Here is a 13,714-nt window from a genome sequence, read left to right on the forward strand (position 1 = left end):
GTTGAAACTGATTCCGTTGCTATCGATCCTGATGTGCTGGGTACCTGTGCCGGCGGTTGCGCAGACCTTAGAGGCGAAGATCTCGATTCGGGCGGACGCGCCGGGGGCGACCATCGATCCCAACATCTATGGCCAGTTCGTCGAACATCTGGGGCGCGGTGTGTACGAAGGGATTTGGGTCGGCGAGAACTCGGCGATCCCGAATGTCCGCGGTATTCGCAGTGATGTCGTGGCGGCGCTACGCAAGATCCGCGTTCCTCTCGTGCGTTGGCCCGGCGGATGTTTCGCGGAGCTGTATCACTGGCGCGATGGCGTCGGCCCCCGCGACCAGCGACCGAAGGGAATCAACGCAGCTTGGAACGACGAGCCTGAAACGAACGCGTTCGGGACCAACGAGTTCATGGATTTCGTCGAGCAAATCGGCGCCAAGCCGTTCCTGGCGATCAACGTGACAAGCGGCTCGCCCGGCGAGGCGCAGGCGTGGCTGCAGTATCTTACCGGTCCGGAAGATTCGGCCGCAGGCAGGCTGCGCGCGAGTCATGGCCGCAAGCAGCCGTATCAGATCCCGTTCATCGGTATCGGCAATGAAACCTGGGGATGCGGGGGCAACATGACAGCCGAGTACTACTCGGATGTCTATCGACAGTACCTGGCGGTGCTGCGTCCATACGGAACGCTCGTCGTCGCCGATGCCAACTCGGACGACTACGCATGGACCGAGACGGTCTTGCAGAAGGCGCTGTTCCGCCATGCCACTCCCACTCCGTTGGCGTACATCAACCGTAGTCCGCAGATCGCCATGATGTCGATTCACTACTACACCCTGGCCGGCAACGATTGGACGAACAAGGGTGCGCCCGTCGGTTTTCCAGAAAAGGACTGGGCGCTCGCACTGGAGCGCGCGTACAAGATGGACGAGATCATCGCCAAGCACTCGGCGATCATCGATAAGTACGATCCGGAGCGCCGCATTGGCTTGTCGATTGACGAATGGGGCACTTGGTGGACGGCGCCAAAAGATACGCCTTCGAACCTGTATCAGCAGAACACCCTGCGCGACGCGGTGATCGCGGGATTGACGCTGAATATTTTCCAGAATCATGCCCAGCGAGTGCGCATGGCCAACATCGCGCAGATGGTGAATGTGCTGCAGTCGATGATTCTCACCCGTGGCGACAAAATGATCGTAACCCCTACTTATCACGTGTTCGACCTGTACCAGGTGCACCAGGGCGGGTCGCTGTTGTCAGCCGAGGTGGCGAGTCCGGACTACACATTCGAGAACGTCACGCTGCCGGTGATCAGTGCTTCGGCCTCTCGCGACAGCAAAGGCGTGATTCATCTCTCGATCGTGAACCTCGATCCTAACCGGGCGGCTCGCGTCGTCACGCAGGTGCAGGGCGTCAAAGGGCGGCGGGCAACGGGAAGAGTGCTGACGGCCGATTCGATGGACGCACGGTCAGAGTTCGATCACCCGGCGCGGGTGGCGCCGGTGGCACTGAAAGGTATTCGGGTGAACGATCATTCGCTCGACGTGATCCTGCCAGCAAAGTCGGTCACAGTGATCGAGTTGCAGCCGTAGCTCGATCTTAGTCAGCTCTCGGGCCGTCGACTCCGACGTTACGCGGCGCCGGCCCGCGCGCTGCCCTCCCTACATGCGATGAGTTTTGTTTCGCCACACTCACGATTGCGCTGCTCACACGTCGACAGTGGATTACAGTCTACAAACGATTGCCGAATGAAGAGGCAACGTCCGCAGGCGTGCATGCTTTTTTTTTTTTTGCGATTCTCCCTCCAAAGTGGAGCCGCGGTGTGAGCGGACTGTAAATTCAAGTGCCCCCTGCGCCGCCGGGCGAATACGCTTATTCCTTCCGAATTCTTCTGGATACCTGGAGCGAGGACATGGCAACGCAATGCGTCGCATGATTCCGCTCGGCCGTTTCGGCAAGCCGATCGGCACCGCGAGGCGGGTGAGGCTTGTTCCTCGACGCCAGGCGCAGGGGCGCGCACCGTCGCGTCCAGCGAGGGCGCTGCTCGTTCTGGGCCGATGTGATTCTGCCTGTGACGGTTCTGCGTTTGGTCAGACCAGTATGATCACCATCCGCTGGTCCCTTGTTGCGGTCGCAGATATCGGCTGCGTTGTCCCATCAGTGGGGTGCGTACCATGCTCACTCTTGGCAGCCGCGAGAGAAGGCCGGTGCACCGAGATTCGGCATAGGTATCGCTCACATGAGTCTTGCGGCAAGGCCACTGGCCAATGTATGGTCTGACAAATTACGGTAGATTTGGTCAGACCAATTTCGGACGCGCCTGAGCCCAAAGCCGCCAAAAACGCAACAGTGCGATGCGGGGCTTCGAATAACTAGGTGTTGGGGGAACGATGTCCAAACGGAAAACGCTCTCCGGCGGTTATCGCGATTACGAGGTAGCGGTAACAGCGCTGGCTGCCAGTACCGGACGCGTGGCCCAAGGAGAACGTGGCCGCCAACTACTACAACAAAGAGCTGGCGGCAGGAAATGGAATCATCTGATGGACCAGGCTCACCGATCTTGCCAGTTGACGCGGATGACTACGGCGTGGCGCTCGAGGGCAACGTCAACGCCTGGTCAGGGCATCTTCTGCCGCCCGAACTGCCGCCATTCGACTCATTCAATTCCCGGCGCTCGTACGTCGAAGTGTTTGCCGAAGGCACACGGCCGATTGACTTCACAATCGAAGCAGACCGGCCTTGGATCAAGGTCACCGAGGACGCTCGCAGCGACTCGACCACCCGGGTTCTTCTTGCCACCACCAGAGCTTAGTTGCGGTCACGTGTGTTCCGTTTGAATCGTTTGTCTAAAAATTTCCGAACCAGAATTGGGTGACTCTAAAACGAGATTTTAGAAGTTGCCTTAAGGGGCAAAGCCAAGATGAAACTTTCAATCGACGTCCGCCTCCTCGCAGTCATCACGCTGTTTTCCATATTCGCGTTAGCCTCCGTCCCGGCCGCGGCGGCCGGAGGCGAACTGAGACTTGTCTGGAATGGCGACGCCGACAAAGGTGTCGCCACGCAAGTCGAAGGTCATGCGAACACAACTCGCGTCAACGCTTCCGGAGCCAAGATTACATCTAATGCCAATAGCGATGCCTTTCCCGGCATCTACTTCATTTTTGACGCAAAAGAGAAGGACAGAGGCTTTCTGAAAGTCCATCCCAAAGTATTCAGGAAATTTGCGAGCTTCACGATAATCACAAAAGCGGGCAGCGCCTACACGGATTACCTGGTTGCTCCCGTATCTGGTCAGCAAAGGACCAGCGACGGTGGCTTTGTGTTCTTGCTTGACGAGGTAGCGTCCAGCAAGAACATCAACATGGCTTTCATCGATGAGGCGCTTCTGCGTCCTCTCGGGAGCGTGCCGTATCCCGAAATCATGGTTGAACTGAACGAGCTCATCACGCAAGCCGAGGCTTTGAGAGCCGGCAACCAGGAATTCCCGCTCCAGATCAGCCATACGGACGACGGATCCGATGTGAACAGAGCCTTCCCCTGGGTCTACGCCAATGAGGTCAAAGCTATTGATCTCGCGCTTGAGTTCGCGCGCAATGCACCGGTCGTCTGGGCCGCCGAAGCCATGGTCCGCCTCGAGGACGCAATGGCGGATCTCAGTGGCAGGATCAAAGCGGACGGTTCGGATCCTTATTTCCGCCTTGATCCGGGCCCGGGCAGGTTGCCTGTAACAGTGACTGAGCCTACCAATGTCTGGACCTCGAGAACCCCGCTCGACAGCCGTGTCCCCGCCGACTTTGCGGGCGGCACATTCCAGGTGATTCCGTATCCCTTCGCGGATCGCGACGGCAAAGCCGATGTGCTCCAGATCAATTACATCCATAACGGGATCAGCACGTTCGGCGGAATCACGATGCAATCCCCGTTGTCCCCGAGCGTGAACGTCCCCGCGGGCGCAACCATCCAGTTTGATGTCTACTATCCGAAGAGCGCGCAGGGCAGATTCATGAGGTGGAGAGTCAGAAATACCAACGCTGATCTCGATAGCTACCTCAGAAGTTACGAGTACAACAACCTCAATCCCGACTGGGTTGGCAGCTACAACGGCGAAACCTGGTTGAGGGCTCACCACAGCATCAACGCATCGACCGGCACTTCCTCGAACTTCATTCTCGAGCTCCATGGCGAGACGGGTCGGCCCGCAGAAACTGGGATGCTTCTGGTCGCCAACATCAAGATCACCGCGCCCGATCCCAACGGCATTCCGCTTCCCATCGTAGTCAACAGGGAAAACCAGAGTGTCGTGGCGCCTTTGAAGAGTGTTTACAACAAGGAAAATGGCCTGTTCATGGTCGGCGCGATCGGGACCGGCTCAGTAACCGGAACCAGAGCGCGCCACTATGAAATCTTCGTCGACGGCAACAATCTGAAGGCCGAGGGCACGCATCCGCGCGGTCCGAACTGGCTGAGAAGTGTTACTGGCGCGGCCCTGACCGGCGCAACCACCGCCCCTGGCACCGGCGAATACAATTTCCCAACCAATTCTTATTTGGCGATCAGGGATTCCGGAGCTCCGGGACAGTACAAGGCTCACGGCCATGTTTTGGCGTGGTACAACCAGGCCCCTGCATGGATGAGACAGATCATCCCCGCGAACCTTCCTTCCGGATACAACGGCACCACCAATTTCTACGGATTGGGCAACGGCGTTACAACGCAGGTGCGCGTCGACAAAGAAATGGTCAGAAGAGTGCAGTTCAATCACACGATGTACGTGATGCGGCACTTCCTGACCACGGATACGAAATATGGATCGAGCGTGTCGCGCGGAGTCATCCCCTTCAACTCATGGGACGTGCTCAACGAAGAGATCCACGAAAGCCGCCACAGCGAGCTCATCCCGACGGATCCGAACAGCTGGAGAACGAGCCTCAAGCACACCAACTGGCTCGTGGCAATGTCGGATGAGCTCATCGGCGGCGACATTACCCAGCATTACATTTACTTGCTGTTCAAACACGCGCACATTGCGGCCCCCAATGCCCGGATGGCGGCTGCTTACAAAGCGAACTACGCGTCTCTTCCCGAGTACATGAAGCTCGACGGACACGACGCCGACGGCAGCATTGACGCCTTTGTCGTCGCGAATCCGCCGAAGCTGACCTACAACGACTACGATATCTTTACCCGCAGCAAGGCGAGGACCGTGTACAACATGGTTCGCGCGCTGAACACCGCATGGCTCTCCGATCCGCTGTATGACGGCAGACCCCTTATCGAAGACGTCGGCATTCAGGGACACGATTCGGTTGGAAAGACCCTTGCCAGCAATAACCAATATGCCATGGCTCTCTATGCCTCTCTCGTTGACCAAGGCCTTCTTTCCGGTATTGCCTTCTCAGAATTGGACCTCAAGGTGCCGACCAACGCCCCCGGCGGTGGGGCGACCGCTCCGGCGGTGCTCAACGTCAAGCAGTCTGACGCCCTCGGTTATCAGTACGCGCTGATGTACAAGCTGTTCACCAAGTTCGCCCCGTACATCGATCACATCATCAGCTGGGGCGTGTCCGGTTCAGGATGGCAGGGAAGCTATGTACTGTTCGACAGTCAGAGCAATGCCAATGGCGGCTACTACGGCGCCATGAAACCGGACAGATTCATTCTTGGACATTCATACCTGGATGAATACTTCGAAGGCGAATTCGAGAAAGTCCAGGACGGCTATGAAATTGATCTTGGCGATCTTGGAATCTTTAAACGCTGATCATACGTAACTCGCCGGCGGCCCCATTCAAGCCTTGGATGGCTTGAGTGGGGCAGTTCCGTAGGCCTCCCGTAAGGACAACAACTTAAAACCAGCCACTAAGGCGCAGCAGGCATTGGAACAGCCCGAGCCGTCCTGAGATCGGTCCGTTTTCGTCCCTACGTGGCGCACTAACATCATAAGGGCGACCACCAAGGGGCGGAGAAGCCAGTTGCTGCAGGGTGGTGGCGCCGTCACAAGCCGGCTGTGCATTGCGCCGTCAGTTAGTTTGATCAACAAAATCGCGCTCGACGACGCGCTTCCTCGTAACTCAGCCCAAAGTACTTGGGGTGCAACTTTGGCGAGCGGAATGTTTGCTTCGCCGAACTCGGCGAGAAGACCGAAGTATGTGCTATTCATCTGGTGAATCTCTGCGCTGTCCTTGGCATGAGTTACAGACGTGATGTCACAGATACGATCGTTACTCACCCAATTACAAAGGGCAGGGTCTAATTTCGCGGATTAATCGGCGAAAGAGGCAGTCGGACTACTTCGCCAAGCTAATCCGCATTCGAAGCAGCTTGCGGGATTTCACGCACCTTCTCGGGACGAAGATTTGTGTATCGCTTCACTCATTCCATGACTCGTGAAGCGTGAACTGAGCGACTTCGTGAATCTGATGTCCCCGCTCGAACAGACGGCTTGTCGCCTCGTGCCTCAGATCATGGAAGCGTAGGTCCTCGATGCCGAGGACGTGACAGGCTCGCGTAAACGCCGCAGAAACGCTTCTGGGATCGTAGGGGAAGATGTATTCGCAAGTCCTAGGCTGACGCTCAATAATCGCCCAGGTTTCTGCTGTGAGCTTGAATCGTCGTTGGCTCTTGCCAACTAGGCGCAGCTCGCGACAAGCGATCCGAGCCTCGTCGACGACTTCGGGGTGGACAGGAGTCCCTTGACGCTCTTCGCGGCGCGAAGGACCGCGCCGATCCACGTCAGATCGTTGGAGACGGTCATCGGGCTTGCGCCTTTTGCACGACGGGCGCGGATGTGATCGACCAGCGTTCCTGATTCCAGAGACCGGCGATTTCTGCTTCGAGCGTGAGCACGGGCTCGATCTGCTTGCCGGTCCATCGATAGAGGTTCCACCAGTCCGAGCGGTCTGAAATAAAGTAGAGCGTGCCGTCCGTGTCCCACGCTGGTTCGAGTACAGACTCGTTAGGGGCATCGCGCCTTTACGTTGCGGACCTCGTGAACGGCCGCCTCGAACGCATAACACATGTCGCCGGGGGCCGTCCCACGGCATGTCGGGATGATTCCATGCGAGCCAGACAAGGCGCTTGCCGTCTGCGCTCACGCGGGGATAGGCAACGAAGTCGCTTTCGCCGAAAAGCACGGTGCCGGCGCTGCCCCCGGCCGTGGGCACCGCGACGATGGCATTCTTCGGCTCACCGGCTGCGGTGTGATCCTCCCGCACGCAGAAGAGCAGGGTACCGGACGCGTCGAGCTGGCAATCTGCGTAACGATAGCCTTCGGGCGTCAACGCAGCAGGTTCCGCACCTGCTCGCTGGGCATAGAGCCGCTGGTCCGCGAAGTTGCTGAAGTAGATTGCCCCACGTTGCAGCGTGTAGGGCACACCCCCGTATTCATGAACGCGCGTTCGGGCGTTGAAGCCGGTCGGCGTGAGCTCGCAGAATCCTCCATCGGCGTCAGGGGTCACGATGACGTAACGACCTTGCTCGTTGGGCCGGCTTTCGAGCCAGTACGGCACGCCATTCAGCGAGCGAACGTAAGTGATTGTGACGGAGAAACGTGCGAGATCCGCCGCCGCGATGGGTGAGGGCCAGGTACCGAAGGGGAGAGATAGCATGCACCACCATTTGCTTTCACGAGGCATTCCCTGAGCGCTGTCTCCGTAGCTTCGCACTGAGCCGGGCTCGGCACCTATTGCACGACACGTCTAGATCGATGCAGGCATCACGAACTCGGAGTCGTTGGCCGCGCTCTCCGGCGCGGACAACAATTCGGGCCAGATCTGAGCAATATCTGCACATCAGGGATCCGTGTCAGAAGCACGTTCCATTCCTGAAGCGTCTCAAGAATCTGATTCGAAGAAATCCCAAGTGGGGACGCCAACTTTCAGGGCGTCGGTGGTGGCTTCCAGCCACCTGAACGGTAAGCAAAACGAGGGCAAGCCCCTCGGACGCGAGTAGGCCATGCGTCCCGCGAGCACCAGCCAGGTGCTCCTGCACCCGACCGCTGCCGACCATTGTGTGTGCTCGTTAACGAGTCAGGCCGCGTTTTCGACGAGCGCCGCGACCTCCGAAAGCCATGTGGCGCGCTGCTCAGCGGTGCTGCTCGACACAGGTGCATACATGCGCCTTATGACGCTGCTGACGCCGCACAGTCCGAACACACAGTTCTTCCAGAGCGTTTCGAGGGGATCGCCGAACACCGCGGCCTCGCGCTCGATGGGCGTGTTGGATGTATTGACGACTATTGCGTGCCGGGCTTGTAGGAGACCCACAGGAATCCCTTCAAATCCCACCCCAGGCGGATAGGTGTACGCGGTGTTCAGCCGAAACACCCGATCTATCCATCCCTTCAAAATAGCTGGAGGCTGACCCCACCAGTTCGGATGGCAAATGATGATCAACTCGGCACGAGCCAACTCGGAGCAGTGCCGCTCCACAAGTGCATTCGACGAACCCACATTGCCGACTTCGCCGGTGGGTTGAACAGGGTCGAAGTGCTCGGCATACAGATCGTGATGTGCGATCTCGTAGCCTCGAGCGACGAGCACCCGCTTCGCGGCGGACGCCATGGCGTGACTCAGGCTATTCGGGCTGGGATTGGCGACGACGATCAGAGCAAGCATGTACGCGTCTCGAGAAAAGATCTTCGAGCCTGGGCATCAATGGCGACCGTCGAGCTCCGGGGGGATTTTTGCTCGCGATCACGCCGGTGGATAAGGTGGTGAAGGTGGGGTCGCCAGCGTCAGCAGGTTGCTGTCTGGATCGCGCACCTGCGCCAGCGTTGAGTATTCGCCGGTCATGTCCTCGCCGAGACCGATCCCGAGATCCTGAAGCCGGCGGCGCTCGGCAGCTAGATCGTCGACGATAAGAAACAGCGCGCTGCCCTGGCCGTAGATCAACTCATCGGAGGAAAGGCCGATGCCGTGTTGGGCAGAGAGATCCCACTGCACCAGTGTCTTCATCGGACGGTTGTCAGGACCACGGCCCAGCAACTTCGTGTACCAGCGTTCGGCGGCCGCGAGGTTCGCCGTGCGTAATATCGTGTAGCTCATCTGCAGGTTCATGAGCGTGGAATGATTGCGCTGGACGCGGGGTTCCGAGTCCCAAGCAGGATCGGACGGCAGCAGAGAACGTTCAGCTGAGCGAGGAGGCGGAGCGATACCGATACCGGCTGCGCTGAGCGCTGCGACGGATCTGTGCACGACTTCAACTATTGCGCCGGCACGGCGACGAACGTGTTCACGGTCGAGGGCAGCACTTCGAACTTGTATGGCACGAACAGCGCAAGCTCGAGCAATCCCATTCGTACCCAGCGCACGGGGCGGTCGATGCCGGTCGCTACGATTTTGTAGTCCTCGCCGAGCGCGGCGGTAATGCTCTTCGCGTCCTGTGCGAACAGGCCAATGATCTCGGTGCGATACCGGTGCGGGGCGACGATGCTGATGTCGACGTCGCCATCCGGATCGAGCTTGGTGCGTCCGGTCACTTTTATGCCCGATACGAAGTCTTTCAACTTGCTGATCAACGCCTGACCATTGGCGCCTTGCTGTGGAATCTTGGTCTTGACGCTTATACGGGTTGCGCTCGTGTCCGGGCGATCCCCATTACGCAGCACGACGGTCGCCGAATCCACCTTGAGCGCGATGACGAGATCGTTCTCATCGATCACGCTGATCTCTATGCTGCCATCCTTGTTTGCCGCGGCCAGCGCCGTGCGCAGCGTCGCGTAGATTTCGTCCTTGCGTGCGGGCGCCTCGCGCGTGTCGTTCGTCACATTCACCTGCAGGAGCAGGTAGTCTCCGGTCTTTCGCAGGAACGTACCAGGCATCGTCGCGCCTTCCTCGGTGCGCGCACCGGTGACGACGACCTCTTCGACATTCTGGCCCCAGGACGACGTCGCCAGCATGAACAGACCGGCGATGGCGAACAGCTTCTTCATCGTTCTTCTTCCTGTGATGGCCTATCCGTTTACCCGCGCCTGAATCGTACACCAAGCCTGGCGGGTCGCAATGGCGAACGGCGTCGCAGTCCATGGCCACGGCGATTGAAATTACACGGGCCGGTGGCGCCGTAGGCAGAGTGGGTGTGCCTCAGGACGAAACGATGCCGGCCTCGCAACCGGCGTTCTATCGGAATATCACCATCGGCGGCGGCCCGGCGCCCGTGCGTGCCTATATTGAAGAGCTTCCGCCGGACATTCTCGAAGGCCGCATCCAGCCGGCGAAGGTATTCGACCGCATCGTGGATCTGGACGGCGTGCCGGGGGATACCGTGAAATGAACGATCGCAAATCGATCAAAGTAATGATCCGGCCATGAGCGATTCCCGCTCACGGCGACCTCGCGTCATTTGTCACATCACGACCGCTATCGACGTCCGCATCGTTGCAGCGCCACCCTGGCAGCGGCCAAGTCCCAGCTTGCGTGTCCCACTGACTTGAATGCGGTAGGGGTGTGGTCACGCGAGGAAACATCCGGGCCGAGATGTGCCGAGAGTTCGGTGACTGTGGTCCAGTCGACGCCGGCCTGGAGCAGGTCGCCCGCTTCGTGGCGCGCACCCTTGAGGTAGTCGACGACGATGCGTCGCTTACCCAGCAGTGCGGCCGGCAACTCCGCCATGTCCGGGCGGAACGCTCCCACGCCGATTGCGAGCGTCGCATCTGGCAGTTGCGGAGGAATGACCGGGGCTTTCGCCGTCGTCAGTGCAATCACAACGTCGGTGTCCGCTCCGGTCGGTGCAAGCGTGGATGCTTTGACCGGCACAGCATCGATGCCCGCGTGCGCACTACGTAGCTTGTCGCAGAATGTCTGCGCCAGCGGCAGTTCCTCGCCTGCGATCCATAAGGAGCGCATCCCGAAATAGTTGATCAGCGCATCGGCGTGCGTAGCGGCCTGTGCACCTGTGCCGATGATGAGAGCAGAGCGCGGCTCGCGCGGTGAGAGCGTCTTGATGGCCAGCAGTGTAACGGCAGCGGTGCGACGCGCCGTGACGGTCGGGCCATCCAGCAGCATGAGACGACGACCGGTTGCGGTGTCCAGAACGATCACCTCGCCTTGGATCGCTGGCAGCGAATGGGCGGCATTGTTCGTGTGGACCGTAACGATTTTGATCGCGGTCAGGTCCGGAGCGACCGCGGGCATGCAGAGCAAGGTGTTCGCGGCGCCCATGGGCACCGCGAGTCGCTCGGGAGCGTTCACCGCGCCGCTGGCAAGTTCCTGTGCAGCGTGCGCGATCGCGGCGACGAGTTCGGGGTATGGCAGTAGTGCGGCCGTTTCTTCGGAACTGAGAGGTGTCATGCCAAAGCTCCTCAATGTTGAATCAACTGAAGCGGGCGGGCGAGAGCGCGTGCAACTCGGTGGCCTCGCGCTCGCCAACGATGAGCTTGGTGACGATCCGCGCGGTCTCGCCGCCCAGCGTGACACCTAGATGACCGTGCCCGAACGCATAGATCACGTTGTGAGCGCGGGGCGAGCGTCCGATCACAGGGAGTGAGTCGGGCAGCGAAGGGCGGAAGCCGATCCATCGTGACTGTGCGGGGCCAAGATTGGGGAACAGGCGGCGCGTAGCGTTCTCGATCAGCTGCAGACGGCGGGCATTGGGCGGTCGCCGCAGGCTCGACAGTTCGACCGTGCCGGCTGCTCGCAGCCTTCCTGCCATCGGCGTGAGATAGAACCCGTACTCAACCGGGCAAACCGAACGTGACAGGACGGGTGACTCGGTCGGAAATTCCACGTGATAACCACGCTCTGTTTCCAGAGGGATTCGATCGCCCAGCTGACGGGCAAACTCGGCCGACCACGCGCCGAGCGCAATGATAGCGGTGCCGGCGCGCACTTCGATCTCGTTCCCGATCAACCTGACGCCATGCTTCGTGTGCTGCACCTTGGTGATATCGCCACTCAGGATCTTGCCGCCCTGTTCGGAAAACGCGCGGGCAAGCCGCCGCATGAGATCGAAGGGATCGGTGAGGTGCACGGCGTCTGGAAACAGGATGCCCCGGTTGTATTCGCCCGGGAAGCCAGGCTCCAGCGATTCCATGTCGCGGCGATCGAGCAGCACCTGGCGCATGCCGAGTTCGTGCCGCAGCTGCCTTTCCCACGAGGCGGCATCGAGATCGGCGGAGTTACGAAACGCATGCATCGCGCCGTTCGGACGCAGCAGTGATCGAGCGTCAGCTCGTGCGAGCAGAGGCTCGTATGCTTGCAGGCTATTGCTGAGCAGCTTCGCGAGTGTGATGGCGCTACGTCGGGCGCGACTCTCGAAGCTCGCGCGCGCAAAGCGAGCCAGCCACGGCGTTAATTTTGGTAGAGCACTGAGCGATATGGACAGCGGGCTGTTCGGATCGAACAGCAATCGGGGCAACGATTTCAGTACGCTGGGAGTGCCGAGCGGCACGCATTCGTAGGTTGCCAGCACGCCTGCATTGCCGCTCGAGGTTCCGGAGCCAGGTTCGTTGCGGTCGATGAGCAGCACGTCGCGGCCTTCGCTGCGCAATCGCAGGGCCGCGCACAGTCCAATCACTCCGCCCCCAGCAATGACGATTTGTGATTCTTCGCGCAGCACGTGTTTCCTTCAGCGGCCCGGCTTCGGCTCGAGCCGGCGGCCGGTTGACTGCGCGGCCCGCGAGAGCTCATTGGCGCGTGAGGTCACCCAGAGAATCTCTGCATCTTTCTTGCTGACGGAGATGCAGGCGTGGCCCATCGAGCTGTCGAAGTAGCAACCGTCACCGACCCGCAGTCGCGTCGGCTCGTAGTGCTCGGTGTGCAGCTCGATTTCGCCCGAAAGCACGTAGACGAACTCCTCGCCTTGATGGCGCGACAGCGGCTGAAACTCCTCGATGCTACGCGCGGTTATCGTGGTGACGAGGGGAGTGAATTCTTTGCGAAACAGATCCGTGCAGTACATTTCGTACCGATACTGCTGCGTCACGTGCAGACGTCCTTCGCCTCGCCGAGTAATGCTACGGCGCGCGCTGGCGGCGTCCCTGGGCGTTTCCGTGTTGAACAGTTCGGCAGTATCGATGCCGAGACCGTCCGCCAGGCGCAGCAGCGTCTCGAAGGTCGGCGAGAGCTGACCGTTTTCGATCTTCGACAACGTCGATGTCGCCAGTCCCGAGCGATCAGCCAGCTCCTGCAACGTCAGGCCAGCGCGTCTTCGCAACGCTCGCGCGCCTGCGCAGAATTGTTCTGACTTATGCGCATAGTCGCGCGCCAACTTGGCGCGCGCGGGGACGGTCTTCGCGGTCACGATATTTCCGATACGAAAATATAGGCACGAGTATACGCAGACTATCTCGACGCGTACAACGCCCGGCGGGCGAAAATGCCGCCATGAAGCGTTGGTTCAGGTTGTGCGATTATTTTCGTATGCGAAGAGGAGAGCTCTGCAGTGCTGGAAGGACCGCTCTGACGACGCAACCCTTCGGTAGCGCTCGTCTGTCGTGGAACGGGCGCCGGGTTTGCCAAGAATCCGGGGCCTGACACCGTTCTGGGCGGGTCGCCTTGCGTGGCTTGATGAGTACGCCGCGACAGCGCGGGTGCATCATTCTCGGACAGCAACAGCCGGGCACCACGGTCAAACATATTCCAGGACCGTGCCGTTGCCTGCCGTGCTCAACGAGAGATCCGGGATGGGGCCGGTCGATCTCATCGGGCAATCGCCAAAGTCGCGGCCGTGGCTCGCTGCATTCTTCGTAGGCTGCACCATCAATGCGCTAGGCGAGTGCTCTGGCA

At 59.8% G+C, this 13,714-nt stretch carries 11 protein-coding genes; 4 read left to right on the forward strand and 7 right to left on the reverse strand.

The genetic code is table 11. From position 1 onward, the window contains the following. The first annotated feature begins 1 nt into the window (after position 1). The 3 genes from EK373_RS20270 to EK373_RS20280 all read left to right on the forward strand — a co-directional run bounded on the left by EK373_RS20270 (position 2) and on the right by EK373_RS20280 (position 5,751). Positions 2-1,582, forward strand: coding sequence for an alpha-N-arabinofuranosidase (locus tag EK373_RS20270; protein ID WP_198683466.1), 1,581 nt, complete (start codon positions 2-4; stop codon positions 1,580-1,582). Between the two features lie 968 nt (positions 1,583-2,550). Further along, positions 2,551-2,802, forward strand: coding sequence for a hypothetical protein (locus EK373_RS20275; RefSeq protein WP_129645506.1), 252 nt, complete (start codon positions 2,551-2,553; stop codon positions 2,800-2,802). A gap of 108 nt (positions 2,803-2,910) precedes the next feature. Continuing rightward, positions 2,911-5,751, forward strand: a complete 2,841-nt coding sequence (locus tag EK373_RS20280) for an endo-1,4-beta-xylanase (protein WP_129645507.1) — start codon at positions 2,911-2,913, stop codon at positions 5,749-5,751. A gap of 607 nt (positions 5,752-6,358) precedes the next feature. Here the strand turns inward: EK373_RS20280 and EK373_RS20285 are convergent. The 4 genes from EK373_RS20285 to EK373_RS20300 all read right to left on the reverse strand — a co-directional run bounded on the left by EK373_RS20285 (position 6,359) and on the right by EK373_RS20300 (position 9,921). After that, positions 6,359-7,597: a tyrosine-type recombinase/integrase gene (locus EK373_RS20285; RefSeq protein ID WP_157994449.1), complete on the reverse strand. Its 1,239-nt coding sequence runs from the start codon at positions 7,595-7,597 to the stop codon at positions 6,359-6,361. A 420-nt stretch (positions 7,598-8,017) separates the two neighbouring features. Next, positions 8,018-8,605, reverse strand: a complete 588-nt coding sequence (locus EK373_RS20290; protein ID WP_129645509.1) for an NAD(P)H-dependent oxidoreductase — start codon at positions 8,603-8,605, stop codon at positions 8,018-8,020. A gap of 78 nt (positions 8,606-8,683) precedes the next feature. Further along, positions 8,684-9,046 (reverse strand): VOC family protein, encoded by a 363-nt coding sequence (locus tag EK373_RS20295; RefSeq protein WP_129645510.1) that lies wholly within the window; start codon positions 9,044-9,046, stop codon positions 8,684-8,686. A gap of 146 nt (positions 9,047-9,192) precedes the next feature. After that, complete coding sequence (locus EK373_RS20300; protein WP_129645511.1) at positions 9,193-9,921, reverse strand: hypothetical protein; 729 nt, start codon at positions 9,919-9,921, stop codon at positions 9,193-9,195. 92 nt (positions 9,922-10,013) lie between these two features. Here EK373_RS20300 and EK373_RS33430 point away from each other — a divergent pair, with 92 nt between their 5' ends. Further along, positions 10,014-10,262, forward strand: a complete 249-nt coding sequence (locus tag EK373_RS33430; protein ID WP_232831169.1) for an MDR/zinc-dependent alcohol dehydrogenase-like family protein — start codon at positions 10,014-10,016, stop codon at positions 10,260-10,262. An 86-nt stretch (positions 10,263-10,348) separates the two neighbouring features. Here the strand turns inward: EK373_RS33430 and EK373_RS20310 are convergent, their stop codons facing one another. Genes EK373_RS20310 through EK373_RS20320 form a run of 3 tightly spaced genes read right to left on the reverse strand, consistent with a single transcriptional unit; the run spans position 10,349 to position 13,229 of the window. Further along, positions 10,349-11,278 carry a delta(1)-pyrroline-2-carboxylate reductase family protein gene (locus EK373_RS20310; protein WP_129645512.1) on the reverse strand — a complete coding sequence of 310 codons (930 nt, stop codon included), beginning with the start codon at positions 11,276-11,278 and terminating at the stop codon, positions 10,349-10,351. A gap of 22 nt (positions 11,279-11,300) precedes the next feature. Continuing rightward, positions 11,301-12,545 (reverse strand): NAD(P)/FAD-dependent oxidoreductase, encoded by a 1,245-nt coding sequence (locus tag EK373_RS20315; RefSeq protein WP_129645513.1) that lies wholly within the window; start codon positions 12,543-12,545, stop codon positions 11,301-11,303. Between the two features lie 9 nt (positions 12,546-12,554). Further along, positions 12,555-13,229, reverse strand: a complete 675-nt coding sequence (locus EK373_RS20320) for a helix-turn-helix domain-containing protein (protein WP_198683468.1) — start codon at positions 13,227-13,229, stop codon at positions 12,555-12,557. Positions 13,230-13,714: the final 485 nt, after the last annotated feature.

The sequence above is a fragment of the Peristeroidobacter agariperforans genome, assembly GCF_004138335.1.
Lineage (GTDB): Bacteria > Pseudomonadota > Gammaproteobacteria > Steroidobacterales > Steroidobacteraceae > Steroidobacter > Steroidobacter agariperforans.

Excerpts from the sequence above, each read along its gene's own strand:
- EK373_RS20280 (WP_129645507.1), top strand. The coding sequence starts at position 2,911 with ATGAAACTTTCAATCGACGTCCGCCTCCTCGCAGTCATCACGCTGTTT.
- EK373_RS20285 (WP_157994449.1), bottom strand. The coding sequence starts at position 7,597 with ATGCTATCTCTCCCCTTCGGTACCTGGCCCTCACCCATCGCGGCGGCG.
- EK373_RS20290 (WP_129645509.1), bottom strand. The coding sequence starts at position 8,605 with ATGCTTGCTCTGATCGTCGTCGCCAATCCCAGCCCGAATAGCCTGAGT.
- EK373_RS20295 (WP_129645510.1), bottom strand. The coding sequence starts at position 9,046 with ATGAACCTGCAGATGAGCTACACGATATTACGCACGGCGAACCTCGCG.
- EK373_RS20300 (WP_129645511.1), bottom strand. The coding sequence starts at position 9,921 with ATGAAGAAGCTGTTCGCCATCGCCGGTCTGTTCATGCTGGCGACGTCG.
- EK373_RS33430 (WP_232831169.1), top strand. The coding sequence starts at position 10,014 with ATGGCCACGGCGATTGAAATTACACGGGCCGGTGGCGCCGTAGGCAGA.
- EK373_RS20310 (WP_129645512.1), bottom strand. The coding sequence starts at position 11,278 with ATGACACCTCTCAGTTCCGAAGAAACGGCCGCACTACTGCCATACCCC.